Below are 23923 nucleotides of genomic sequence, written 5' to 3'. Positions count from 1 at the left end.
AATCTTCAGGATGTCGATTTAATCCGTTGAGATTTTCAACGCGTAACCTGCGGCCAATGGCCCGATAATCGCAGCAATCAGCGTATTCGCCGACAACATCAGCAGTGGTGAAATGAATGCTGCGTTTTCTGTCACCGCGCCATAAGATGCCGAAACACCAAAAATCAGCACCGGAATGGTCAGCGGCAGGATCATCACCGAAACAAGCAATCCGCCGCGCGGCATAGAAACGGCCAGCGCCGCCCCTAACGCGCCGATAAAAATAACCGCAGGCGTACCGATCAGCAAGGTGAGCGTGGTAGCGCCGATTGCCAGCGGCTCCATATTCATAATCAGCCCCAGAAACGGCGCGGCAATCACCAGCGGCAGAACCGTTGCCACCCAATGCGCCAGACATTTCACAATGACTGTCAGCGTCAGGAAATGGCGTTCGCGCGCCATGATCATCACATCCAGCGAACCGTCCTCACGATCCGCCTGAAACAGCCGGTCAAGGCCGAGCAGCACTGCCAGCAGCGCGCCGAGCCACAACATTGCCGGGCCAATGCGCGCCAGCAGTTTGAGGTCAGGCCCCACGGCGAAAGGCACAACAGCGGCTACCGCCAGATAAAACAGGATGCCGGTTAAGGCACCGCCGCCTGCGCGAATGGCAATGCGCAGATCACGCCAGAACAAAGCTTTCATAGCAGCCAGCCCTGCGTTTCAGCGCTATGATCGCCAAGCTGGTAATCTTCTAGCCGCAAATGCTGCACCGCATCAGAACCCGCCTGTTCAAGACCGAGCGCAATATGGGTGACAGCAACAATCATACCACCCGCAGCCAAATGGGTACGCATCACACCGGCAAACATCGTTTGCGCATGGGTGTCCAGCCCCGAGGTCGGCTCATCCAGCAGCCATAAAGGCCGGTGCGAGCAGAGCAGCGTGGCAATGGTTACGCGGCGCTTCTGCCCTGTTGAGAGATAGCCATAAGGCAGATGATCAATATTGAAGAGGCCGACTGTTTCCAAAGCCTCATCAATGTCGTGCAAAGGGCTTCCATGAAAATCCTGCCAGAATTTCAAATTTTCATAAACACTCAGCGCCGGCTTCATCGCATTGAGCGTACTCAAATAATGGCTGTGTGCCATCACCGGCTCCTGCACACCATCCGCCTCCAACCAGACCGCCCCCTCAGCGGCGGGCAAAAGACCGGCGATGATTCGCAGCAGCGTTGATTTTCCTGCACCATTCGGCCCTGTAATAATCAACGCCTGACCATTTTGCAGACTTGCGCACAGAGAGTTGAACAGGAGATTATCGCCCCGCTCCCCACTCAGATTTTCCGCAACGAGCCGCATATGGCCTCCGATCACACGAATATTCATCAAATTGTCCGGTTTTCCCTATCAGGAACGACGGATAAACAAGCCGCAACATTTCGACGCAACAGCATAATTTTACGCTTTAAGAGTCTGGAACAGTTTTAAAAAACTGACTATATAGCAGCTACCATGCCAGCGGTCGGCGTGGAAACCATTTTTGGCCGATCTCTAAAGCCTGATGTTTGTTAAACAAGTTCCTTGTTAAGCACAGGCCTCGGGACGGACAGCGGAAATGACTGCACCCGCACCTAAGCGCGTCCTTGAAACGCAGCAGAGGCGTTCGTCCTGGTTTTCCGGCCAGTAAGCATGAAGGACGAACATCGTGTCTCACATCGATAGTTTCAAATGCCGTAAGACGCTTACCGTCGACGGCAAAGACTATGTTTATTACAGCCTGACCGAAGCTGAAAAGAACGGTCTTGAAGGTGTATCCAAACTCCCTTTCTCGATGAAGGTTCTGCTTGAAAACCTTCTGCGCTTTGAAGATGACCGCAGCGTCAAAAAAGCGGACATCGAAAATGTCGCCAAGTGGCTTGCAGACCGTGGTCAGGCCGGCGCGGAAATCGCCTATCGCCCTGCCCGCGTTTTGATGCAGGACTTTACCGGCGTTCCTGCTGTTGTTGATCTTGCAGCCATGCGCGATGCTATGGTGGCACTCGGCGGCAATGCCGAACAGATCAACCCGCTGGTTCCTGTTGACCTCGTGATCGACCACTCGGTGATCGTTGACGAATTCGGCAATCCGCAGGCTTTCAAAAACAACGTTGATCTCGAATATCAGCGCAATGCCGAGCGTTACCGCTTCCTGAAATGGGGCCAGCAGGCATTCCAGAACTTCCGCGTTGTTCCTCCGGGCACAGGTATCTGCCATCAGGTTAACCTTGAATATCTGGCGCAGGGCGTCTGGACCAAGGAAGAAGACGGCGTAACCACCGCTTATCCTGATACTTGCGTTGGTACCGACAGCCATACCACGATGGTCAACGGTCTTGGCGTTCTTGGCTGGGGTGTTGGTGGTATTGAAGCGGAAGCTTCGATGCTCGGCCAGCCGGTTTCCATGCTGCTGCCGGAAGTTATCGGCTTCCGCCTGACCGGTAAGGTCAAAGAAGGCGTAACCGCGACTGACCTCGTGCTCACCGTTACCCAGATGCTGCGTAAAAAAGGCGTTGTCGGTAAATTCGTTGAGTTCTTCGGTCCGGGTCTCGACAATATGACCCTTGCAGACCGCGCAACCATTGCCAATATGGGCCCTGAATACGGCGCGACCTGTGGTTTCTTCCCAATCGACAAAGAAACCCTCAACTACATGAACACAACCGGCCGCGATGAACATCGCATTGCTCTGGTTGAAGCCTATTCCCGTGCACAGGGCATGTGGCGTGAAGCGGACAGCACTGATCCTGTCTTCACCGACATTCTTGAGCTGGATATGGCTGACGTTGTGCCATCCATGGCTGGTCCTAAGCGCCCTGAAGGCCGCATTCCGCTGGAAGGCATTGCCTCCGGTTTTGCGACCTCTCTGGAAAACGAATATAAGAAGACAACCGGTCAGACCGCACGTTATGCTGTTGAAGGCGAAGATTTCGACCTCGGCCACGGCGATGTAGTGATCGCTGCGATCACTTCCTGCACCAACACCTCGAACCCGAGCGTGCTGATTGCTGCCGGTCTTCTTGCCCGCAATGCGGTTGCCAAAGGCCTGAAAACCAAGCCTTGGGTTAAGACATCGCTGGCACCTGGCTCTCAGGTTGTGGCGGCCTATCTTGAATCCGCCGGTCTGCAGAGCGATCTCGACGCGCTGGGCTTCAACCTGGTCGGCTTCGGCTGCACCACCTGTATCGGCAACTCCGGTCCCCTGCCTGCTCCGATCTCCAAGACCATCAATGAAAAAGGTCTGATCGGTGCTGCGGTTCTTTCCGGTAATCGTAACTTTGAAGGTCGCGTATCGCCTGATGTTCAGGCCAACTATCTGGCTTCCCCGCCACTGGTTGTTGCTCACGCTCTGGCCGGTACTGTCACCAAGGATCTGACCACAGAACCACTTGGCGAAGACAAAGACGGCAATCCTGTATACTTACGCGATATCTGGCCTTCATCGGCTGAAATTCAGGAATTCATTGCCAAGAACGTTACCCGCAAGATCTTCTCGGAAAAATATGCCGACGTGTTCAAGGGTGATGAAAACTGGCAAGCCGTTCAGGTGCCAGCCGGTCAGACCTATGCATGGGACGATAACTCGACCTATGTGCAGAACCCGCCATATTTCGTAGGCATGGGCAAATCAGCTGGTGAAATCTCCGACATTAAGGGCGCTCGCGTGCTCGGCCTGTTCGGCGACAAGATCACCACTGACCACATTTCGCCAGCCGGTTCGATCAAGGCACAGTCCCCTGCCGGTAAATATCTGCTTGATAACGGCGTGGCTGTTGCAGACTTCAACCAGTACGGTACACGTCGTGGTAACCACGAAGTGATGATGCGCGGTACTTTTGCCAATATCCGTATCCGCAACCACATGCTGGGTGAGAATGGTCGTGAAGGCGGTTACACCATTCATTACCCAAGCAAGGAAGAAACCTCGATCTATGATGCAGCAATGCAGTATAAGGCTGAGGGCGTTCCGCTGGTTGTGTTTGCCGGTGTTGAATATGGTAACGGCTCGTCCCGAGACTGGGCTGCTAAGGGTACCAATCTGCTCGGCGTTAAAGCTGTGATCTCACAGTCGTTTGAGCGTATTCACCGTTCCAACCTCGTGGGCATGGGCATTGTACCATTTGTGTTTGAAGACGGCACAAGCTGGCAGTCCCTCGGCCTGAAGGGCGATGAAGTGGTTACCATTGAAGGTCTGGCAGACATTCGTCCACGCCAGAAGACCAATGCAACCATCACCTATGGTGACGGCACTGTGAAACAGGTACCATTAATCTGCCGTATCGATACGCTGGATGAGCTGGACTACATGAAGAACGGCGGCATTCTGCAGACAGTTCTGCGTGATTTGGCCAAAGCCTGATAGCTCAACGCATATTACAAATGAAAACGCCGCTGAAGAAATTCAGCGGCGTTTTGCTATAAAAGACACAGTGCAGATTTATAAGTGTTAAATTATCATTCGACGCTAAATCTTGTCAAATATAACAGCTGATATGAATAAATATTAAACATATCAATTAAGAACCAAGGAGATAATCATGGTTCTTACATCAAATAAATATTACGCATTAATTTTATCTACAACGATATTATATTCCCCAGTGAATAAATTATATGCAGGAGAATATATTTGGGACGGAACAGTTAACACGAACTGGTTTGATACACGCAATTGGGCGAAAGGCAATGGAGCCGAAGTCAATGGCATACCGGGGGTAGCCGACAGGGCAATATTTAGCAAATCGGCTATTTTCGCCCCATCGATTACAACAGGAAGCAATACTACAATAAATCAGTTGAGTTTTGGCGCAACAAAAAGTACAGACTCTCCTATCTTAAATATTGATGGCGGAACACTAAATGTAATAGATTTTGTTCTACTTGAGAAAGCAGAAACTGGAAATACAATCAGCATTTCCAGTAATGGAAAACTTTCAATTAGCGGAAATTTAAATCATGGGATCAATCCCGGCCCAACTAAAATTGTACTACAATCTGGCTCAAAGTTAATTCAAACCAACACCAACTCCATCTTCTTAACGGGCGAAGCTTATGCATCCTCATTGCAAATTATTGCAAAAGATTCAGACACAAAAGCAACCCTTGGCCATACAACTTTCGCAAATAAAGGTTTTACGAATCTACATATTTTTGAAGGCGCTCAGATTTTTACTGAAAGTTTGACTTTAGCAAAATTTCAGAACTCCGATTTAGAGGCAACATTATCTGACACCAATAGCAAATTACTTTCAAAAGATAATATTATTTTAGGTGAAGCTGGTGACGCTACAATTACCCTATTGAACAGCGCAATCCTGCAAGCCGAAAATAAAATTATAATCGCCCAAAATGCAGGATCTAAAGGAACACTTAATATTGGCAGCAATACTCAAAAAGGCGGTCAGATTATTGCAAAATCAATAGAAACAGGCGCTGGAACTGCAATAATAAATTTTTTTAATACGGATGGAATATTTAATTTAAAAAACAACATTACAGGAAATGGAGAAATTTACGCCTTCAACGATTCTGTTATACATTCAGGGTCAATCAACAATCCAATAAGCATAGAAAATAAAATATACTTGCGAGATTCATCCGTTTTATCCGGGTTTGTCAGCATCAATAACATCTCTAACTCTGCAACATTATCTCCAGGCGATGATTCAAATTTCTATAAAATGACAATAAATGGAAATTATGTGGGCAATGAAAATAGTAAGATTATTATTGACGTCAGCTTGAGTGATGATAACTCCGCCACCGACATGCTTGATATTACAGGTCTCACATTAGGCTCTTCGGCCATGATAATCCGCAACAAAAATGGAACTGGCGCACCCACTGTCAATGGCATTCAGGTTGTTAAAGTAAGCGGTCAATCCGACGCCACATTCCTACTTGGCAACCCCGACTACACCACAACAGATGAAAAAGATGCCATTATCGCCGGTGCTTATGCCTATACACTGGAAAAAGGACTACCAGCTACGGATGATGGTAACTGGTATCTGAGAAGCACCCAAACCACCCCTCCGGGACCTCCAAATCCTCCAGGTCCCCCTAATCCTCCTGGGCCACCAAATCCTCCGGGACCTCCTAACCCTCCCGGCCCGCCAAACCCTCCAGGGCCTCCTTTGCCACCGGGACCAAATCCTGATCCTCGCTATCAGCCGGGCGTTCCGCTCTATAATGCTAATGTTGAGAACATGAAAAGCCTCAACCAAACATTGATGTCATCACTCTATACCCGTGCGGGCAACCGTTACTGGAGCGGAGCCGGTGCCTATCATATTGCCCAAGGTGACGGACCCGGACGCGGCTATCAGCCACCTGAAGCAGGTACAGTGCTGACGGATACCGGATTGTTTTGGGCTCGAACAGAGGCAGGGCAGGATCGCATTGGCGCGCAGTCTTCAACCATTGCCAGTAAAACCCGCCAAAATTACTGGCTGGTGCAGGCAGGATTGGACAGCCAGCTGCGTGAAACTGAAAACGGACGCCTGATCGGTAGCGGCTGGGTGCATTATCTTGACGCTAAAAGCAAAACATCATCCCGATATGGTACGGGTGATATTAACACGCAGGCCTATGGTTTTGGCGGCGCTTTGACATGGTACGGCGATAACGGTCTGTATATTGATACACAAGGGCAGTTCAGCTGGTACAAAACCGATCTTTACTCTGATCTGACCAGAAAAAATCATGTCTCAGATCATAACAACACCGGCTACGGTCTCGGTATAGAGATCGGAAAGCGCATACAATATAATGATTTCTGGTCTTTCACACCGCAAGCGCAAATAACCTATTCAGGCCTGAACCTGAAAGATTATACGGATTTTTATAATGCCAGAGTTCATCACTCCAACGAAAATGATATACTCGGGCGTCTGGCGCTGGCGGCGAATTATGAAAATGCATGGCAGGACAGTGCCGGCTTCACCAGAAAGCTGGATCTTTACGGCATGGTCGGTGTGCAGCAAAACTTCACCGGCAATTCCGATCTCACCCTCGTATCCGGCACACCTTTTTATACCGGCGGGGATGAGCGTACACAGCTCCAGCTGACACTGGGCTCCACCTATAGCTGGAATGACGGCCAATATGCCGTCTTCGGGACAGTTGAAACCAGCGGTGCCACGAAAAATATCAGTGACAATTACAGCCTCTCCGGCAATCTCGGATTTAAGATACGCTGGTAAAACAAACAAAGAAAAAGGGCAGCCTCGCGGCTGCCCTTTCTGATTTCAAAAACCGAATGTCTTCAGCACTATTCACGATTGCCCAGGAAGTTGAGCAGGAACATGAACATGTTGATGAAGTCGAGGTAAAGACGCAGAGCGCCCATTACAATCTTACGCCCCATCGCATCCGATGCATCACCTTCGTAATACATTTCCTTAATCTGCTGTGTGTCATAGGCGGTCAGACCGGCAAAGATCAGAACACCAAGAACCGAAACTGCAAACTGCAGCGCAGAAGAGCCGAGGAAGATGTTAACCACGGAAGCAATGATAAGGCCGAAAAGACCCATCATCAGGAACGAGCCCATTGCCGACAGGTCACGTTTGGTGGTGTAGCCGTAGAGCGACAGGGCACCAAAAGAGGCCGCGGTAATGAAGAACGTGCGCACGATGCTCTCGCCGGTAAAAACGAGGAAAATCGAAGACAGCGACAGACCAACAAGACCGGCATAAACCCAGAATGTCAGCTGTGCGGTTGCAACGCTCATACGCTCAATGCGGAAGCTTAAGAAAAATACGGCAGCTAACGGGGCAAGCATAATGACCCATTTCAGCGGGCTGCCATACATAAGTTGTGCGAAGGCCGGATTGTTCATGGCGAGATATGAGGTGCCGAGTGCGGCCAGACCGGTTACGGCCAGACCAATCGCCATCATATTATAAACGCCAAGCATGTATGAGCGCAGTCCCTGATCGATGGCTGCGTCTGCGCGCGCCCCGACCGGGCTCTGCGCCTGTACATTACGAAAATCTACCATAATATTCCTCTTGCCTTGTTCCGTCCGGTGTCGGGGGCGCTCCCCAGGCGCCGCTGGCGGAACCCCAGCATGCCTGCCTGATATAATGGTTATTTATACTGTCCAAAACAAGACCAAACAAACTTATATCAGCAAAAAGCCGTATTTTTTGAATCTTTTAGGTGTCTGTTTTCTCTTTGCAGGACAGTATTTTTATTGCTCACACCATTACAACTCACGCAAGACTGTGCCTGCCTTTTGCCCCAGCACCCGCCATGTACCGGCCAGACCAAAGCCGACAGTCAGAACCAGCGCGGTCAGAACGGTAAAAAACGCCACATCCGGCAGCACGCGCATTTGCAAATTCATCAAACGCTCAACAACGAACCAAGCCGCCAAACCACCCGCTGTCAGTGCAAAAACCGCCGTTGCGAAACCCAGCAATGCATATTCATAAATAAAGGCACGGATTAACGTAATTCGTGTGGCACCCAACGTTTTCAAAACAACCGCATCATGCTGCCGCGCATGATTTCCGGCAGCCAGTGCCCCTGCCAGCACCAGAATAGCAGCCAAAAGCCCGACAGACGCGGCCCAGCGAATTGCCGTTGCCAACTGACCAATGAGATCATTCGCCACCTCAATCGCATCCTTGACCCGTACCGAGGTTACCGCAGGGAAAGTCTGGGTGATTGTCCGCAACACTGTTGCCTCCTGCGCAGGAGCAGCATCAGCATCGGTCAGCGTGGCCAGCCATGAATGCGGCGCACCGGCAAAAGTATTGGGAGAAAAGACCATGACGAAATTAATCGCCAGCGTTTCCCACTGCACCTGCCGGAAATTGGCGATCTTCGCAGTGATATTGCGGCCAAGCACATTCACTGTCACTGTATCACCGATTTTAAGACCAAGCTCTTCAGCCTCTTTCGCTGCAAAAGACACCAGCGGTTCGCCACTATAATCCGCAGGCCACCATTCGCCTTGGCTCAGCGTGGAGTTTTCCGGCAGATTCTTGGCATAGGTAATTCCGCGATCGCCACGCAGCACCCATGCGCCTTGCGGCGGCACATTGACCTTATCAACATCCGTACCGTTCAGCGCCACAATACGTCCGCGCAGCATGGCGGCACTGACCACCTTGCCTTCAGGCGCTGTTTTTGCCAGCATATCACGAAACGCATCAATCTCCGTATTCTGAATATCCACGAAAAAGAAATTCGGTGCATGTGCAGGCAGACTTTGTGTGATCTGGCGGCGGAGATTACCATCCACCAATGCCAGCGCCACAACCAGCGTCAGACCAAGACCGAGAGACAGTACCACAGAAGGTGTTAACGCTCCGGGGCGATGAATATTACCAACCGCCAGACGCAATGCCGGAGAGCGGAAACGCGGCGCACGGCGTGCCAGTAACCGCAGCACAGACGAAACGCCGCGTAAGATAATAAAAGCCGCAACCGCGCCGACAATGAACACACCGGCAATGCGCTGATCCTCAACAAAAAACAGCACCAAGCCAATCAGCGCCGCGAGTAACAGCCCAGCTGAAAGGGTGTAGAGCAAGGGCGGCCAGCCGCTCTGGTCAAAGCCTTTCTGGCGAAACAAAGCTGTCGCCGGAACTGTACGTGCGCGCCCCAGCGGCAAGAGCGCAAAGATCAGTGTGGTGATCACGCCAAATGCTGTCGCCAGCAACAGTGCCTGCGGATAGAGCTTCAATCCCGCACTCACCGGCAGATAGGATGACAGGCCATAAACTGCACCAGCACTCAAAGCCACCGACAGAACCAGCCCCGCAACAATGCCGATCAGCGCAATCGCCACAATCTGACATAGATAAATCAGCACCACGAAATCAGCCGATGCGCCCAGCGATTTAAAGGTCGCAATGACTGGTCTTTTGCCATCAAGATAACTGCGCACGGCATTGGCCACACCAACGCCGCCGATAATCAGCGAGGTCAGCCCGACAAGGGTCAAAAATTGCGAAAACCGCTCAATATTGGCCGATAATGCCGGTGCCGCATTGGTGCGGTTGCGGATATTCCATCCCGCTTCCGGAAAGGCCTTCTCCGCCTCGCGCTCAATGGCTGCCACACGGGTGTCCTGCGCGCCTGCCTGTACTGTATCAGGTAATGCAATTTTATAAATATAATTGACCAGACTGCCCGGCTGAATAAGACCGGACGCACGCAGAGCTTCAACCGAAGTCAAAAAACGCGGTGCCAGAGCCATACCGGAGGCAAGCATATCCGGCTCGCTCTCAATAACCGCACGCAAGCCGAACTTTGCCGAACCAAGCATAATCTGATCGCCGAGCTTCAAGCCCAGCCGGTCAAGCAACAGTTGCGGCACGGCCGCGCCATAGGCTCCGTCTTGCAGCGCAAAGCGCTCAGATGCGGGCAAATCCGGTTGCAATTTCAATGTGCCATAGAGCGGATAGGCACTATCAACAGCCTTCACCTCGACCAGCGCCTGATCGGAGCCGTTCGTTAAGCGCACCATCGAGCGCATAGTGATATTTTCAGAAACCGCCCCCTGATCGTTCAGGAACTGCCGTTCTTGATCGCTCACCTCACGCTGGTTCAGCATAAAGCTGACATCACCGCCCAGAATGGCCTGCCCTTCGACGGCCAGACCATCAGCGATAGAGCGTGCAACCGAATTCACCCCACCGATTGCAGCAACGCCAAGGGCAATACAACCCAGAAAAATATAGAAGCCGGTCAGCCCCCCTCGCATTTCGCGCAGAGCAAAACGCAATGCAAGGGAGAAAGAGTTCTTAACCGCCATTGTATCTGTCTTCATTGTGCCGCTTCCGCCTGCACAGTGTCCTCATCTGTCCGGCTTTGTATCGCATGGACAGACGCTGCATGGATCTGACCGGAGCGCACCTGAATCTCACGGCCGCAACGGGCAGCCAGTGCCGGATCATGCGTGACCAGCACCATCGTCAGCCCATATTCCTGCTGTTTGGCAAAGAGCAGATCAGCAATTTGCCCGCCAGTTTCCGTGTCCAGATTACCGGTCGGCTCATCCGCGATCAAAATCGCCGGACTTGGCGCCAAAGCACGGGCGATTGCCACACGCTGCTGCTCACCACCGGAAAGCGCTGCCGGATAATGCGACAGGCGATGCCCGAGCCCCACAGACTGCAAAGCCTGTTCAGCAACCACAAAAGCATCTTCACGCCCTGCCAGCTCAAGCGGCACAGCCACATTTTCCAATGCGGTCATATTGGGGATCAAATGGAAAGACTGGAAGACAATGCCGATATTGCGTCCGCGAAACGCGGCGGCCTGATCTTCGCTCATCCGGTCAATGCGTTCGCCGCTGATCAGCACTTTGCCGCTGTCAACTTTTTCCAAACCCGCCAGCACCATCAGCAATGTTGATTTGCCTGAACCGGAAGGCCCCACAATTCCGACAGATTCTCCGCTTTGTATTTTCAGGGAAATATCATTGAGAACATGGACGCGGGAGGCATGGTTGCCTAAAGTCAGATCAATATTTTCCAGCTCGATATCTGACTGTGTATTCACGGATTGTGGTTGTAGAGGCTGCATGGTCACGTCATTTCCCTGATAAATGGCGGAGGCCTTAAAGGCACATTGTTTTCTATCTGGGGTCACACAGGGCGAATGTACAGAGCAGCGAGCTAAATACTGTTTCCGCTGATCATAAATTTGGCTCTTGCATGCCCCATAATATTCGCCATATGCAAACAAAAGAGTTCATACAGGATCAAAACGAATGTCGCTTCGGTTCGCTCATCTTACAGCCATTGCTTTACTGTTCGGCTTGTCCGTTTCTGTTGCCTCCCCTGTTTCGGCACAGGAAGCATCCGCAGACACCGTACAGATTGTCGGCTTTGGTGACAGCCTGATGGCAGGCTATCAGCTGGCGCAAAGTGACGGCTTCACCGCACAATTACAAAGCGCATTGCAAAATGCCGGATATAAAGCCTCCGTCGCCAATGCCGGCGTTTCAGGCGACACCACGAGCGGCGGACTGGCACGTCTTGACTGGTCGGTGCCGGATGAAACGCAGCTCGTCATTTTAGAACTCGGCGCCAATGATGCCTTGCGCGGTATTTCTCCTGAACTGAGTGAGAAAAATTTAGATCAGATGCTGGCGCGCTTAAAGGAACGCGGCATTCCGGTATTGCTCGCTGGTATGATTGCACCGCCGAATATGGGCGCAGATTATGCTGCCGGTTTTAATCCGATCTATCAGACGCTCGCCGATAAATATCAGATCAAACTCTATCCGTTTTTTCTCGACGGTGTAGCAGCGGATAAAAAACTGCTTCTGGATGATGGCATGCACCCCAATCCGCAAGGCGTGAAGGTTATGGTGGCGAATATTCTGCCTGCTGTAAAAGCCATGCTTGATCAGGAATCAATTGATTTGAACTGATGTCACAAACATGGACCCCGACCAAACGGGCTTCATCTTACTGACACAATCTGTATGCTACTTCTTCAATACGAAACACACGATCTGGTAATAATCCGCAAAAGTTTAAACCAGTGAATAAACTCTGAGGATTTACGTAACAAAGCACTTGTGCAACGGGCAGATCAGTGTTTCGCTATAATCAGGACATATAGCCTGCTTCGTTTTTCAGGCTCTGTGTCCGCTGCAAGCCAGACCGCAAATCAATGGTACCGTCTTGCAGAGCCACATTTTGAGATTATATCCCATTGAGGAGGATGCTATGCCGCGCCTTTTCACTGCCCTTGAAATCTCCAGGGATGCCGCTCTGTCACTCTCATTATTGCGTGGCGGGCTTATCGGCCCCAAAGGCTCTGTCCGCTGGATTGATCCGGAAAACTATCACATCACTCTGCGTTTTATCGGCGATGTCGAGGGACATGTCGCCGATGAGATTGTGCATGCGCTAGACCGGATTGACCGTGAAAGCTTCACCTTGCAACTCACAGGCGTTGATGCATTCGGTAGTAAAAAACCGCACAGCATTTACGCCGGTGTTACACCGGTGCCGGAATTGCTGGCCCTGCAGGCAGAAATGGAGCGTATCTGCCAAAGGTTGCGCCTGCCGCCTGATCCGCGCAAATTTACCCCGCATGTGACACTGGCACGTTTGAAAGGACTGCCGGATATGCAGCTTGCGCGCTACCTCTCCGAGCGGGGAAATTTCACCACTTTGCCGTTTAACGTCTCGCGCTTTGTCCTAATGTCATCCAAGGAATCGACCGGCGGTGGCCCTTATGTGACAGAGGAGGTCTGGCCGCTGCGCAGTGCAGCTTTCAAATCCGCCTTTGAAAACAATAATGATGCGCCGCACAGGCATCATCCACTATCCGCCGGAGTTTCACGCTAGCCGTTAGGCTAGCGCCACTTCCATCTTGTCGGCTAGCGCCTCAAGATAACCGGTCGGCTAGTGCCTCAGGACAACCGATCGGCTAGTGCCTCAGGACAACCGATCGGCTAGCGCCTCAGCTGCATCACGAACCATAAGATAAACCCGTTCAAAGTCCGCAGCATCGCCATAATAAGGATCGGGGATTTCCTCCCCCCGATCCACACTATGCCCGCTCAGGCCGTCCCGTGCGACAGCCGTAAACAATCCCGTCACAGCAGTCGCTCCTTTTGGAGCAAGGCGGTTAATCGTCATCAGATTGTTCTGATCCATCGCCAGGATCAGGTTAAAACGGGTAAAGTCTTCATCGACAAGCTGGCGGCAGCGCTGATCGGAAATATCCAGCCCGTGTTTCAAACCAACCGCGACCGAACGATAATCCGGTGCCTCACCGGTATGATAACCGTTGGTGCCTGCGGAATCGACGATGAAGTCCCGCTGCGGAAAGCGCTCCTGCAACACCGCACGCATCGCCCCCTCAGCAAGCGGCGACCGGCAGATATTACCAAGACAGATAAAAAGAATTGAAAATGGCTGCTGCATAGTTCCCCCGCTGACATTAAATGTCAAAAACACCGAACGTTCCGGATATGACAATATATTCAGATAATTCAGTAATTCATTGGGCTCATACAGACAGGAACATGAACGGAAACTGTACAAAACGCAAAATACAGAATTAATTGCCGTTTAATGGCAGTATCCGACCATCTGCGCCAATACAAAAACCATATGATGCTATAAAATAATCCGGCATATATAGCCGCCTGTTCAAGGAGCCCTCGCATGTCACGCACGCCTCTGTCCCATGAAGACATACGCACAGCCCTGTCACAGCTTTCAGGATGGGCATTGTCGGAAGATCATTTATCCATCCGTCAAAGTTTTAAATTCCGCGATTTCAATGCAGCCTTTGCTTTTATGACCCGCGTTGCTCTGGCGGCCGAAAAGCTCGACCACCATCCGGAATGGTTCAATGTTTATAATAAAGTCGACATCACCCTGACGACCCATTCGGCCAAAGGCCTGACAGAACTTGATATGCGTATGGCAAAACTGATCAATGATTTTGCTGCCTGAAAAACAGCCGCAACGCCTGTCCCGTCAAACACCCGTATCTTGTAATAGCGCATCATCTGCACCATTTGTCCGTTGATGAGGATTTGCTATGGACGATATTAAAATCGGTGAAATTTTACAGCCCGGCTCCGAGCGCGAGCAGACCAGTCGCGCGCATCGTGTGCGTAAAAATTTCTGGAAAACGCTGAAAAAAGCGGCACGGCATGTTCCTTTTACCGAGGAGCTAGTTGCCTCCTATTATTGCGCGCTCGATCCCAAAACACCGCGCCGTGTCCGTGCCACGCTGCTCGCGGCACTCGCTTATTTTGTCCTGCCGTTCGATTTTGTGCCCGATCTTCTGATTGGTATCGGCTTCACAGATGACATGGCGGTCTTAATGGCAGCACTGGCCTCTGTTCGCAGCCACATCACACCCGCACATTACGCGGCCGCGCAGCAATCGCTGCGTCAGGATGCCGAGACAGATACGCAGCAAAACTGATTTTCCTGTCGAAAAACAAGCGCTGCTACGAGCCGCTTTAAAGAAACCAGAATCAACGGCGAAGCGAACAAATTATTGCCTCTTTCCTGATGCTGAAGTCACATATGCAGGCGGGTGAGTGAGAAATTTTGCATATTGCGCAGGAAAACAACTCATTTTCCTCAAAACTTCACGGTTTGGTAACCCAGATTAAGTCAAATTAAGACAAACAAACGGGACGTGCTTTAATCAGCGTGTTTCCCGAATTTTGAGTTTGAAGCAAACGAAAGAGAACCGGTAGGACCTATGCTTGGAAAATCGATCGTCGCGGCTTCTGTGTTCACAATGGCTATGGCAGGCTCCGCGCTTGCCCAGTCCCCGAGCCAGATCAGCCAGTTCAACGCCTGGGGCGCATACAGCTATCAGTCGGGCAACGGTAAGGTATGCTATGTCCTGTCCGTCCCGACCCAGAAGCAGCCTGCATCTGTTGATCATGGAGATAATTTCTTCCTCGTCAGCCAGAAGCCAGGTCAGAACGTATCTTTTGAGCCGCAATTTATGGCCGGCTATGAATTGCAGGCCAATACTAAAGTCGTCGTCACCATCGGCAATGCGCGCTTTAACATGTTTACCAACGGCAAATCCGGCTGGATGGAAAATGCTGCGGAAGAGCCGAAGCTGATTGCTGCGATGCGCGGTGGTTCAGACATGGTTGTGAATGCGGCATCGAAGCGCGGCACAAAAACCACCTACACCTATTCGCTTAAAGGCATTTCAGCAGCTCTCGCTGCAATTCAAAAATGCCGCTAAAGCGAGCAGGCTAGAAGTGCCGCTAAAGCGGGCTGGTCAAAAATGCCGTTAAGGCGGGCAGGCTAGAAGTACCGCAAACGCAGCGTTCAATCTGAAAATTCAAAAGCCGGACTTAATGTCCGGCTTTTTTTGCATCATCGCCGGTATTTTAGAAATTACGTCGCAGACCACCTCTTGATAAAAGCGTGACGTAGCGCCATTTCCATGCTATGAGGCCGCACTTCAGGGTATTCTTGCGGATCTCACCGCGAAAAAAGCCCCCTTTAAATCATGCAACAGTGCCGCTTTATCAGTCATACGTCAGGATTTCTGTCCTTCTGATGCGGCCATGCAATTGTGAGCCTTAAGTAAAGCTGATGTCTATTTCCTATGACCTTACCACGCCTCAGTCCCGCGATGCTCTGGCCGCTAATGCCCGTGCGATGCTGGCGCCAAAGCCGACATTGATCGGTCTTTCCCGTGAGGAACTGGGACAGGCCTTGCTGGACGTTGGCATCGCCCCCAAACAGGTAAAAATGCGCGTCGCGCAAATCTGGCACTGGCTCTATGTGCGCGGCGTATCGGATTTTGCCGATATGGCCAATATCTCCAAAGATCTGCGCGCAGCACTGACCAAAGACTATACGATTGCGCGTCCGGAGGTTGTGGAAGAGCAAATTTCCACCGATGGCACCCGCAAATGGCTGTTCCGCTTTCCGCCGCGTGGCGCCGGTCGTCCGGTTGAAATCGAATGTGTGTACATTCCTGAAGAAGGTCGCGGTACGCTGTGCATTTCCTCTCAGGTTGGCTGTACCCTCACCTGCTCTTTCTGCCATACCGGCACACAGAAACTGGTGCGCAATCTGACTGCTGAGGAAATTCTCTCCCAGCTTCTCACTGCACGCGACCGTCTGGGCGATTTCCCTGAAGCCAATACGCCCGATGGTGCGATTGTGCCGGCGGAAGGGCGCAAGATCACCAATATCGTGATGATGGGCATGGGCGAACCGCTCTATAATTTTGAAGAAGTGAAGAAGGCCTTGCTCATTGCCTCGGACGGTGATGGTTTGTCGCTCTCCAAGCGCCGCATTACGCTTTCCACTTCCGGTGTTGTGCCTGAAATTTACCGTACCGGTGAAGAAATCGGCGTGATGCTGGCAATCTCGCTCCATGCAGTGCGCGACGATCTGCGCGATATGCTTGTGCCCATCAACAAAAAATATCCGCTGGAAGAGCTGATCAAAGCCTGCCGCGCCTATCCGGGTCTTTCCAATGCCAAGCGCATCACCTTTGAATATGTCATGCTCAAAGACGTGAATGACAGCTTAGAAGATGCCAAGAAACTGGTGCAGCTGCTCAAAGGCATTCCGGCCAAAATCAATCTCATCCCGTTCAATCCTTGGCCCGGTACAAATTACCAGTGCTCGGATTGGGAACAGATTGAGCGCTTTGCCGATTACGTAAATGCAGCAGGCTACGCCTCTCCGATCCGCACACCGCGCGGCCGCGATATTCTCGCTGCTTGCGGTCAGCTGAAATCAGAATCCGAGCGTATGCGCAAAACCGATCGTCTGGCATTTGAAGCCATGATGATTGCCAATCACGGCGAAGATTAAGCGGCACCACCACCTATTCAATACATCCAAAAAACAATTCCAGAATGATTAATAGAACAAACTATTAATCATTCTGGAAATATATAGTTACATGCATAAGTTTACACTGTGATGCAATGTAAATTGCATATTAGTTAAATAAAATATCATTACACTGAAAAAATCCGCTGATTTCCACATAGAACGGATGCAAAATGATTACCCTAACGAATTTAACTGCACGTATTTTCGTAATATTTTTGGGATATTTTCTTGCTGTATCTGCTGCAGTTGCCTTTTTAGGATTTGCGAATATTCTATTTATAGATCCCCCTTTAGGCGGAAATAATTTTTTAGGTCTTTTAGGAATTGCATTAATATCAATATTTTACAGTTATATAACCTTACCTTACACATTTCTTCCGGCATTACTTATCGTCGCGCTTGGAGAAGTATTTTCCAGAAGAGATAAATTATTTTACATTTTATCCGCAATTACCATGAACCTTATTCTGTATGCAGCTTACTCAGATGTTGGAAAACAAGGCGATAGCATAATCGCTATATTTGCAAGAATTTTAAGCTGCGGCTTTATTGGTGGCCTAACATACTGGATGATTGCAGGTCGATGGACAAATATTCCATCACAACGAGAATAATATAGTACACTATAATTTAAAGAAATAACCTTCAATTCAATCAAAGATACACTCAATATGGATAAAAGCCTGCAACTGATCGGCCGGTTCACAGTCATCATCTTTGGCTATGGCTGTGCCGTTCTGGCTGCGGGCTTGTTACTCAATGTGCTGCTTCTGGCAACCATCGGTTTCCTGCCGGATATTATCAATGACGGCTTTGAGTATGGCTTCGGAGCGGGGCTGTTTGTTGCTACGCCGTTCATGGCCATAATTGTCGGTTATCTTGCCTTTTGGCCCGCTCTTGTACTCATCGCATGCGGTGAATATTTCAACAAACGCGATAGCCTGTTTTATAGCCTTGGCGGCATGATTTCAGGCATTATTCTCTTCATTGCAGGCTTTGAACCAGATGTGAAAAACGCCGACGAAGCGATGATGCTGATGAGCATTGCTGCCGCCGGAATTACCGGCGGATTCGTCTACTGGCTGGTATCTGGGCGCTGGACCAATATGGTTTCCGGCAAAGAGACACCGGAAACCAAATAGTTTTTCTTTTCACGCATATCTTTGCCCCAAAACCGGTATCCACTTTTGGGAGACATGCTATAAATTACTTGCCTTCGGCCAGCAGAATTTTCATAGCAAAGACCGAGAACACGCTCGCAAAAATATAATCGACCCAGCGTGTTACTGTTGGATTCTTCTTCAAAAGCCCTGCAAATTTATCCGCGGCTAAAATCATCGGCACCACCACCGGCAAGCTGAGCGGAATGAAGGAAAGCCCGAGGAAAAACAGTTTTCCCGGTGCATGCGGATCATGAGCGGAAACAAACTGCGGCAGGAAAGTCATGTTAAACAGGATGATTTTCGGGTTGAGCAGATTAATTCCCAGTCCCGTTGCCCAGTTCTGAAACAATGTGTGCTTTTTACCGCTGCCTTTTTCCGGCGCGAATGCCGAGCCTTTGCGCAGCGCCTGAACAGCCAGAAACACCAAATATCCGGCACCAACAACTTTCAGCACCCAGAACGCACTTGGCGAAGCAATAATCAGCGCAGACAAGCCAATGGCCACCATCGTGGTATGGATGACAATGCCGCTGGAGGCACCGGCGAGACAGGCAAAACCGGCCACCTTACCCTCAGACAAAGCGCGGCCGACAAATAATGTCATGTCGGGACCCGGCGTAATCGACAGGATAAATGTGGCAATGGCGAACTGAACCAGCACCGGCCAGTCCGGTATAAAAGTCAGAGAACTTAAGAATGACATGAATGCGCCCCGAAGCAGATGAATTTTGCCAAGCTAACGCAGAAATTGTTTACACGGAACCGGATTTACTCGTCCGTCGCTAAAATTTAACAATCTGACAACTCCGGCATTAAGACACCTTGCTTCACATTATTGAGATGATAAAAGAAAAGCCAGAATTCTCTCCGCTGCGATGCGGAAACCACTCCTAAGCCGTACCGGCTCGTACTGGATGCAAAAATGAATAACTGGAAAGACGTTAAAAAAGTCGTGCTCGCTTATTCCGGCGGTCTCGATACTTCAATCATTCTGAAATGGCTGCAGACCGAGCTCGGTGCTGAGGTTGTGACATTCACCGCTGATCTCGGTCAGGGTGAAGAGCTGGAACCGGCACGCAAAAAAGCTGAAATGCTCGGCATCAAAGAAATCTTCGTTGAAGATGTCCGTGAAGAATTCGTCCGCGATTTCGTTTTCCCGATGTTCCGCGCCAATGCTGTTTATGAAGGCGTTTACCTGCTCGGTACTTCGATTGCCCGCCCGCTGATCTCCAAGCACCTCATCGAAATCGCTAAAAAAACCGGCGCAGATGCAATTGCTCACGGCGCAACCGGTAAGGGTAACGATCAGGTTCGTTTCGAACTATCCGCCTATGCACTGAACCCGGATATCAAGATCATTGCTCCGTGGCGCGACTGGTCGTTCAAGAGCCGTACAGATCTGCTGGACTTTGCTGAACAGCACCAGATTCCGGTGGCAAAAGACAAGATGGGCGAAGCCCCATTCTCGGTTGACGCCAACCTGCTGCACTCTTCATCAGAAGGTAAAGTGCTGGAAGATCCGGCTGTTGAAGCACCTGAATATGTGCATATGCGCACTATTTCTCCAGAAGCAGCACCAGACAAAGCAACCATCATCAAAGTCGGCTTTGAACGCGGTGATGCGGTTTCGATCAACGGCGTGCGCATGTCACCAGCAACCCTGCTGGCTGCACTCAATGATTATGGCCGTGACAATGGTATCGGTCGTCTTGACCTCGTTGAAAACCGTTTCGTTGGCATGAAATCCCGCGGCGTTTATGAAACACCGGGCGGCACCATTCTGCTCGCAGCACACCGCGCGATTGAAAGCATTACGCTGGATCGCGGCGCAGCGCATCTTAAAGATGAACTGATGCCACGCTATGCGGAACTGATCTATTACGGCTTCTGGTACTCACCGGAGCGTGAAATGCTGCAGGCTGCAATCGACCTCAGCCAGCGTCACGTAGAAGGTGAAGTCACACTCAAGCTCTATAAGGGCAATGTGATTGTGACCGGCCGCGAAAGCGATAAGTCGCTTTATTCCGACAAGCTGGTGACATTTGAAGATGATCACGGCGCATATGACCAGAAAGATGCAGCAGGCTTTATCAAGCTCAATGCACTGCGTCTGCGCACTTTGGCAGCCCGCAACCGCGGCTAATCAAACCAGATTATCTAAATATACAAACAGCCGGAGCAATCCGGCTGTTTTTTATTTGTCTTTTTTCAGATAACAAGCGCGACGCGAAGCGAATTTTGGTTATGGCGTGACGAAAATGGTGATTTTCGAGAACCGGAGCGGAGCGCACTGCTAGTGCGTGAGCACCGGATCGGAGGAAATTGCCATTTGCAGGCCGCCAGAGCCAAAATTAATGGACGGCGAGGAAGACTGCACTGTAGTGGAGAGTAGCTCCTGCTACGACAAAGCCGTGCCAGATTGCGTTTTGGAAGCGCAGGCGTTCCCAGACATGGAAAATAACGCCGAGGGAATAGATGATCCCACCAGCAGCAATCAGCACTACCACTTGCAGGGGCAGGAACTGCAACAGCTGATCGTAAATCAGCACGCCGCTCCAGCCGAGCGCAAGATAGAGCAGGATTGCCAAACGGTCAAAACGACCGGGCATTGTCAGTTTCAGCGCAATACCACAAAACGCAATCAGCCAGACCAGCCCCAAATGCCAGCCTGCCCCTTCGCCCATTTTCATGATGAAGGGCGTATAGGTTCCGGCAATCAGCACATAGATCATGGAATGATCAAAGCGGCGCAGAAACTGCTTCACCGGCGAGACCGGCCAGATATTATAGATTGCAGAGATCGTCAGCGCGGCCACAAGGCTCAGAACATAGATCAGCGCGGAGATATAAATGACCGGTGATATCTGCCCAGCGAAATACCAGAGCATTGCTGCGGCACCGCTCACGGCCAGCACGACACCGACCACATGCACAATGCCGTCTGCCCATAATTCGGCGTTGTCATAAAGACGGGCAACGGACGCTTCAGCCCTTTGTAAAATCTGGTTCATATCAGACCGCCTGCTAAAATTACCGGAGCGTGTGATCTGAACCTTTCAGAGCCTGACGCATAATAAGTATGCGTCAGAATGATTATAGATTCATGACGACAAAATGACCGCTTCTTAAAATTCCGAGAGCTGCGCCGAACACAGGTAATAAAAAACCGCTTGCCTCACTTCAAAGGCAAGCGGTCAAAAGAAGGTGGTTATAAACAGCACCGAAATCAGCGCTGAATATTTTCCCGCGGCTTAAAGGAAACGCGGGATGATTTGCCTGCAGTTTTTGCAGATTTAGCAACAGACTGCGTGACCATAGGATCAGTTTGTGCCACATCAACAGCATTGCCGGTTGCAGCGGCTGTCACGGCCTTGGCCGCTTCTGTGGTCTTACCCGGTTCAATAAACGCCGTGCGCACGGAATTAGGCCCTGTGCGCAAACCGGTTTCTTCCAGAAGCCCCTTGCGCTTGGCATCATAATAATAGCCGCGTGCATAGAATTTCACTGCCTGCGTTTCATTACCGCCGGCAACTTTATAAGCACCGGCCAGATATTTAACCGCATAGCGCAGATTGGTATTGGCATTGAGCAGGCCTTGCGCGTTGCCCTGATAGCCCATGCCACGCGCTGTGGCATGGCTGATCTGCATCAGACCGAAATACGGGCCATTGCGGGCAACAGGATTATATCGGCTCTCGCGCTGCACAACGCGATGCACCAGACGCTCCGGCACCTGATAGGCGGCCGCATATTGCCCGATAAGATTATGCAGTTCCGGCTTGCTGTCTGCCGCGATCTCGGCGCGCTGCTCTACCAGATGATTGGCCGTACCGGATTTGGTAACGCCGGTATATTTCACTTCACCCGGTGTATTATGTGCACCGGTTGCCAGAGACGGTGTTGCCGTTGCCAGCAAAGCCTCAGTTGCCGTTTGGCGGAACATCGGCAACGGTACAGCGGCAGGCAAAACCGGATCAGCGACATCCGTTGCTGCCAAAGCCAGAACCTGTGTTTGACCGGCAACCTGCGCCGCATCGGCGGGAGCAGCGGCAGCAATTATTGCACCCTTGGCACTGCCATCAGGGTTTGGCACGCCCGCAACAGTTTCAGGCGTGTTAACAGCTTTGGCCATATCCGCCACAGCCATATCAACAGCCTGTGTTGATGCTGTGTTTGCTGCGGTTTTAGGATTATTGGTCGTGGTGCAGGCAGAAAGCACCACAACACCGGAAAGCAGAAGAGCAGAGCGCAGTGCCAGAGATGAAATTTGCATCAGGCACCTAAATCGCTGTTGAGACGTTTTTCGAGTTCGACCAGATCTTCCGGTACCGGCAGGCCGCTGGCTCTCATCGCATTGAGCTTTTCACGAATGGTTTCCGCCAATTCGTGCATATCTTCAGGCTGATTGACCATCTGCTCAAATAACAAAGCGATTTCCGCCTTGATCTCTTCGAATGCCATCGGGCGATCCTTTTTGTTGTCTCCGCTCGCAGATAAGGGAATGTCCCCGTCATAAAGCGTATGAAACGATACGGCAGAAAGCATTGATTGAACGCAATCCGAACAGTGTATCGCTCAGGCAGTAAAAGTCGTCACAAAGTCCGAAGATCGGGGACCCTGTCTCATGGTTAAATAAATAATTACAGGGATTCCGCCTATGAGGCCAGCCGTAAAATGCAAGCAGTCGTCAAGGATCAGACAACTTTTGTTGTCAGATGTCCGATAGCGTCAACGCCGCCCTCCAGAATATCGCCCCGCGCAACAGGCCCGACACCGGCAGGTGTGCCGGTAAAAATCAGATCACCGGCCTGCAATTCATAAAGCGTGGAAAGGATGGAGATTGTTTCCGGCACGGACCAGATCAGCTGATTAATGTCGCCTTTCTGTACGGTTTTTCCGTTAATTTTCAGCCAGATAGAGCCCATATCAGGATGACCGATACGGCTTGCCGGCACCAGCGCAGAACAAGGTGCGGACTGTTCGAAAGCCTTGCCTGTTTCCCACGGGCGGCCTTGTTTTTTGGCCTGCCCCTGCATGTCACGCCGTGTCATATCCAGCCCAACCGCGTAGCCGTAAATATGCTCATCGGCCTGTGCTGCCGGAATGTTTTTTCCGCCTTTTTGCAGTGCCACAACCAGCTCAATTTCATGATGCACATCATTTGACAGCGGAGGATACGGAAAATTGCCGTTATCCGTAACCAGATTATCCGGATTTTTCTGAAAGAAAAACGGTGGCTCACGATCTGGATCATGTCCCATTTCCCGCGCATGGTCCGCATAATTGCGTCCGACACAGTAAATGCGATGCACCGGAAAGTGCTGATCACTCCCCTCAATCGGCAATGTTACCGGCGGGCGGGCAGGAAAAATCAGCTTGTCGGACATGAGCATTCTCTTACTGGTAA

Annotated in this window: 22 protein-coding genes; 11 read left to right on the top strand and 11 right to left on the bottom strand. The window is 50.9% G+C overall.

The genetic code is table 11. The annotated features are described in order from the left end of the window. Window positions 1-18: 18 nt before the first annotated feature. Together ccmB and ccmA are read right to left on the bottom strand one after the other, a co-directional pair. Window positions 19-684, bottom strand: coding sequence for a heme exporter protein CcmB (gene ccmB, locus P8H26_RS02460; protein ID WP_289631273.1), 666 nt, complete (start codon window positions 682-684; stop codon window positions 19-21). Beyond that, window positions 681-1340, bottom strand: a complete 660-nt coding sequence (ccmA, locus tag P8H26_RS02455; protein ID WP_289631530.1) for a heme ABC exporter ATP-binding protein CcmA — start codon at window positions 1338-1340, stop codon at window positions 681-683. Before ccmA ends, ccmB begins: the two co-directional genes overlap by 4 nt. Window positions 1341-1686: 346 nt before the next feature. Here ccmA and acnA point away from each other — a divergent pair, with 346 nt between their 5' ends. Continuing rightward, complete coding sequence (gene acnA / locus P8H26_RS02450; protein ID WP_289631272.1) at window positions 1687-4377, top strand: aconitate hydratase AcnA; 2691 nt, start codon at window positions 1687-1689, stop codon at window positions 4375-4377. A gap of 178 nt (window positions 4378-4555) precedes the next feature. After that, a complete protein-coding gene (locus tag P8H26_RS02445; protein ID WP_289631271.1) occupies window positions 4556-7222 on the top strand; it encodes an autotransporter outer membrane beta-barrel domain-containing protein in 2667 nt (888 codons plus the stop codon). Between the two features lie 68 nt (window positions 7223-7290). Here P8H26_RS02445 and P8H26_RS02440 read toward each other — a convergent pair whose 3' ends face one another. The 3 genes from P8H26_RS02440 to P8H26_RS02430 all read right to left on the bottom strand — a co-directional run bounded on the left by P8H26_RS02440 (window position 7291) and on the right by P8H26_RS02430 (window position 11564). Next, complete coding sequence (locus P8H26_RS02440) at window positions 7291-8022, bottom strand: Bax inhibitor-1/YccA family protein (RefSeq protein ID WP_289631270.1); 732 nt, start codon at window positions 8020-8022, stop codon at window positions 7291-7293. Window positions 8023-8229: 207 nt separating this feature from the next. Next, complete coding sequence (locus P8H26_RS02435) at window positions 8230-10791, bottom strand: ABC transporter permease (protein ID WP_289631529.1); 2562 nt, start codon at window positions 10789-10791, stop codon at window positions 8230-8232. Window positions 10792-10802: 11 nt separating this feature from the next. Beyond that, entirely contained in the window at window positions 10803-11564 is a 762-nt protein-coding gene (locus P8H26_RS02430; protein WP_289631528.1) for an ABC transporter ATP-binding protein, read from the bottom strand. A 187-nt stretch (window positions 11565-11751) separates the two neighbouring features. Between P8H26_RS02430 and P8H26_RS02425 the strand changes: the two genes are divergently transcribed. Both P8H26_RS02425 and thpR read left to right on the top strand, forming a co-directional pair. After that, on the top strand, window positions 11752-12417 hold the full coding sequence (locus P8H26_RS02425; RefSeq protein WP_289631269.1) for an arylesterase: 666 nt from the start codon (window positions 11752-11754) through the stop codon (window positions 12415-12417). A 301-nt stretch (window positions 12418-12718) separates the two neighbouring features. Then, window positions 12719-13345 carry an RNA 2',3'-cyclic phosphodiesterase gene (gene thpR, locus P8H26_RS02420; protein ID WP_289631268.1) on the top strand — a complete coding sequence of 209 codons (627 nt, stop codon included), beginning with the start codon at window positions 12719-12721 and terminating at the stop codon, window positions 13343-13345. Between the two features lie 90 nt (window positions 13346-13435). Here thpR and P8H26_RS02415 read toward each other — a convergent pair whose 3' ends face one another. Then, window positions 13436-13927 carry a low molecular weight protein-tyrosine-phosphatase gene (locus P8H26_RS02415; RefSeq protein WP_289631267.1) on the bottom strand — a complete coding sequence of 164 codons (492 nt, stop codon included), beginning with the start codon at window positions 13925-13927 and terminating at the stop codon, window positions 13436-13438. Window positions 13928-14170: 243 nt separating this feature from the next. On the opposite strand from P8H26_RS02415, the gene P8H26_RS02410 reads away from it, so the two are divergent. The 6 genes from P8H26_RS02410 to P8H26_RS02385 all read left to right on the top strand — a co-directional run bounded on the left by P8H26_RS02410 (window position 14171) and on the right by P8H26_RS02385 (window position 18495). Continuing rightward, window positions 14171-14464, top strand: a complete 294-nt coding sequence (locus tag P8H26_RS02410) for a 4a-hydroxytetrahydrobiopterin dehydratase (protein WP_289631266.1) — start codon at window positions 14171-14173, stop codon at window positions 14462-14464. 88 nt (window positions 14465-14552) lie between these two features. Beyond that, entirely contained in the window at window positions 14553-14945 is a 393-nt protein-coding gene (locus tag P8H26_RS02405; protein ID WP_289631265.1) for a YkvA family protein, read from the top strand. Window positions 14946-15230: 285 nt separating this feature from the next. After that, complete coding sequence (locus P8H26_RS02400; RefSeq protein ID WP_289384698.1) at window positions 15231-15734, top strand: invasion associated locus B family protein; 504 nt, start codon at window positions 15231-15233, stop codon at window positions 15732-15734. A gap of 356 nt (window positions 15735-16090) precedes the next feature. After that, complete coding sequence (gene rlmN / locus P8H26_RS02395; RefSeq protein WP_289631264.1) at window positions 16091-17329, top strand: 23S rRNA (adenine(2503)-C(2))-methyltransferase RlmN; 1239 nt, start codon at window positions 16091-16093, stop codon at window positions 17327-17329. A 194-nt stretch (window positions 17330-17523) separates the two neighbouring features. After that, window positions 17524-17967 carry a hypothetical protein gene (locus P8H26_RS02390; RefSeq protein WP_289631263.1) on the top strand — a complete coding sequence of 148 codons (444 nt, stop codon included), beginning with the start codon at window positions 17524-17526 and terminating at the stop codon, window positions 17965-17967. A 57-nt stretch (window positions 17968-18024) separates the two neighbouring features. Then, a complete protein-coding gene (locus tag P8H26_RS02385; protein ID WP_289631262.1) occupies window positions 18025-18495 on the top strand; it encodes a hypothetical protein in 471 nt (156 codons plus the stop codon). Window positions 18496-18559: 64 nt separating this feature from the next. Here P8H26_RS02385 and P8H26_RS02380 read toward each other — a convergent pair whose 3' ends face one another. Then, the gene (locus P8H26_RS02380; protein WP_289631261.1) at window positions 18560-19219 is read right to left on the bottom strand and encodes a LysE family translocator; all 660 of its coding nucleotides are present in this window, start codon (window positions 19217-19219) and stop codon (window positions 18560-18562) included. A gap of 219 nt (window positions 19220-19438) precedes the next feature. Here P8H26_RS02380 and P8H26_RS02375 point away from each other — a divergent pair, with 219 nt between their 5' ends. Continuing rightward, window positions 19439-20659 carry an argininosuccinate synthase gene (locus P8H26_RS02375; RefSeq protein WP_289631260.1) on the top strand — a complete coding sequence of 407 codons (1221 nt, stop codon included), beginning with the start codon at window positions 19439-19441 and terminating at the stop codon, window positions 20657-20659. 208 nt (window positions 20660-20867) lie between these two features. Here the strand turns inward: P8H26_RS02375 and P8H26_RS02370 are convergent, their stop codons facing one another. From P8H26_RS02370 to P8H26_RS02355, 4 genes are all read right to left on the bottom strand, one after another. Next, window positions 20868-21527: a hemolysin III family protein gene (locus P8H26_RS02370; protein ID WP_289631259.1), complete on the bottom strand. Its 660-nt coding sequence runs from the start codon at window positions 21525-21527 to the stop codon at window positions 20868-20870. A gap of 215 nt (window positions 21528-21742) precedes the next feature. Next, window positions 21743-22789 (bottom strand): lytic transglycosylase domain-containing protein, encoded by a 1047-nt coding sequence (locus tag P8H26_RS02365; RefSeq protein WP_289631258.1) that lies wholly within the window; start codon window positions 22787-22789, stop codon window positions 21743-21745. Then, on the bottom strand, window positions 22789-22977 hold the full coding sequence (locus P8H26_RS02360) for a hypothetical protein (RefSeq protein ID WP_289631257.1): 189 nt from the start codon (window positions 22975-22977) through the stop codon (window positions 22789-22791). The genes P8H26_RS02365 and P8H26_RS02360 overlap by 1 nt, the downstream gene beginning before the upstream one ends. Window positions 22978-23210: 233 nt before the next feature. Continuing rightward, window positions 23211-23903, bottom strand: a complete 693-nt coding sequence (locus tag P8H26_RS02355) for a fumarylacetoacetate hydrolase family protein (RefSeq protein WP_289631256.1) — start codon at window positions 23901-23903, stop codon at window positions 23211-23213. Window positions 23904-23923 lie beyond the last annotated feature (20 nt).

It is taken from the genome of Pseudochrobactrum sp. sp1633 (genome assembly GCF_030376605.1).
Classification (GTDB): domain Bacteria; phylum Pseudomonadota; class Alphaproteobacteria; order Rhizobiales; family Rhizobiaceae; genus Pseudochrobactrum.
Note: the sequence above shows the minus strand (reverse complement) of the source record. Positions and strands in the feature narration are given on the sequence as shown.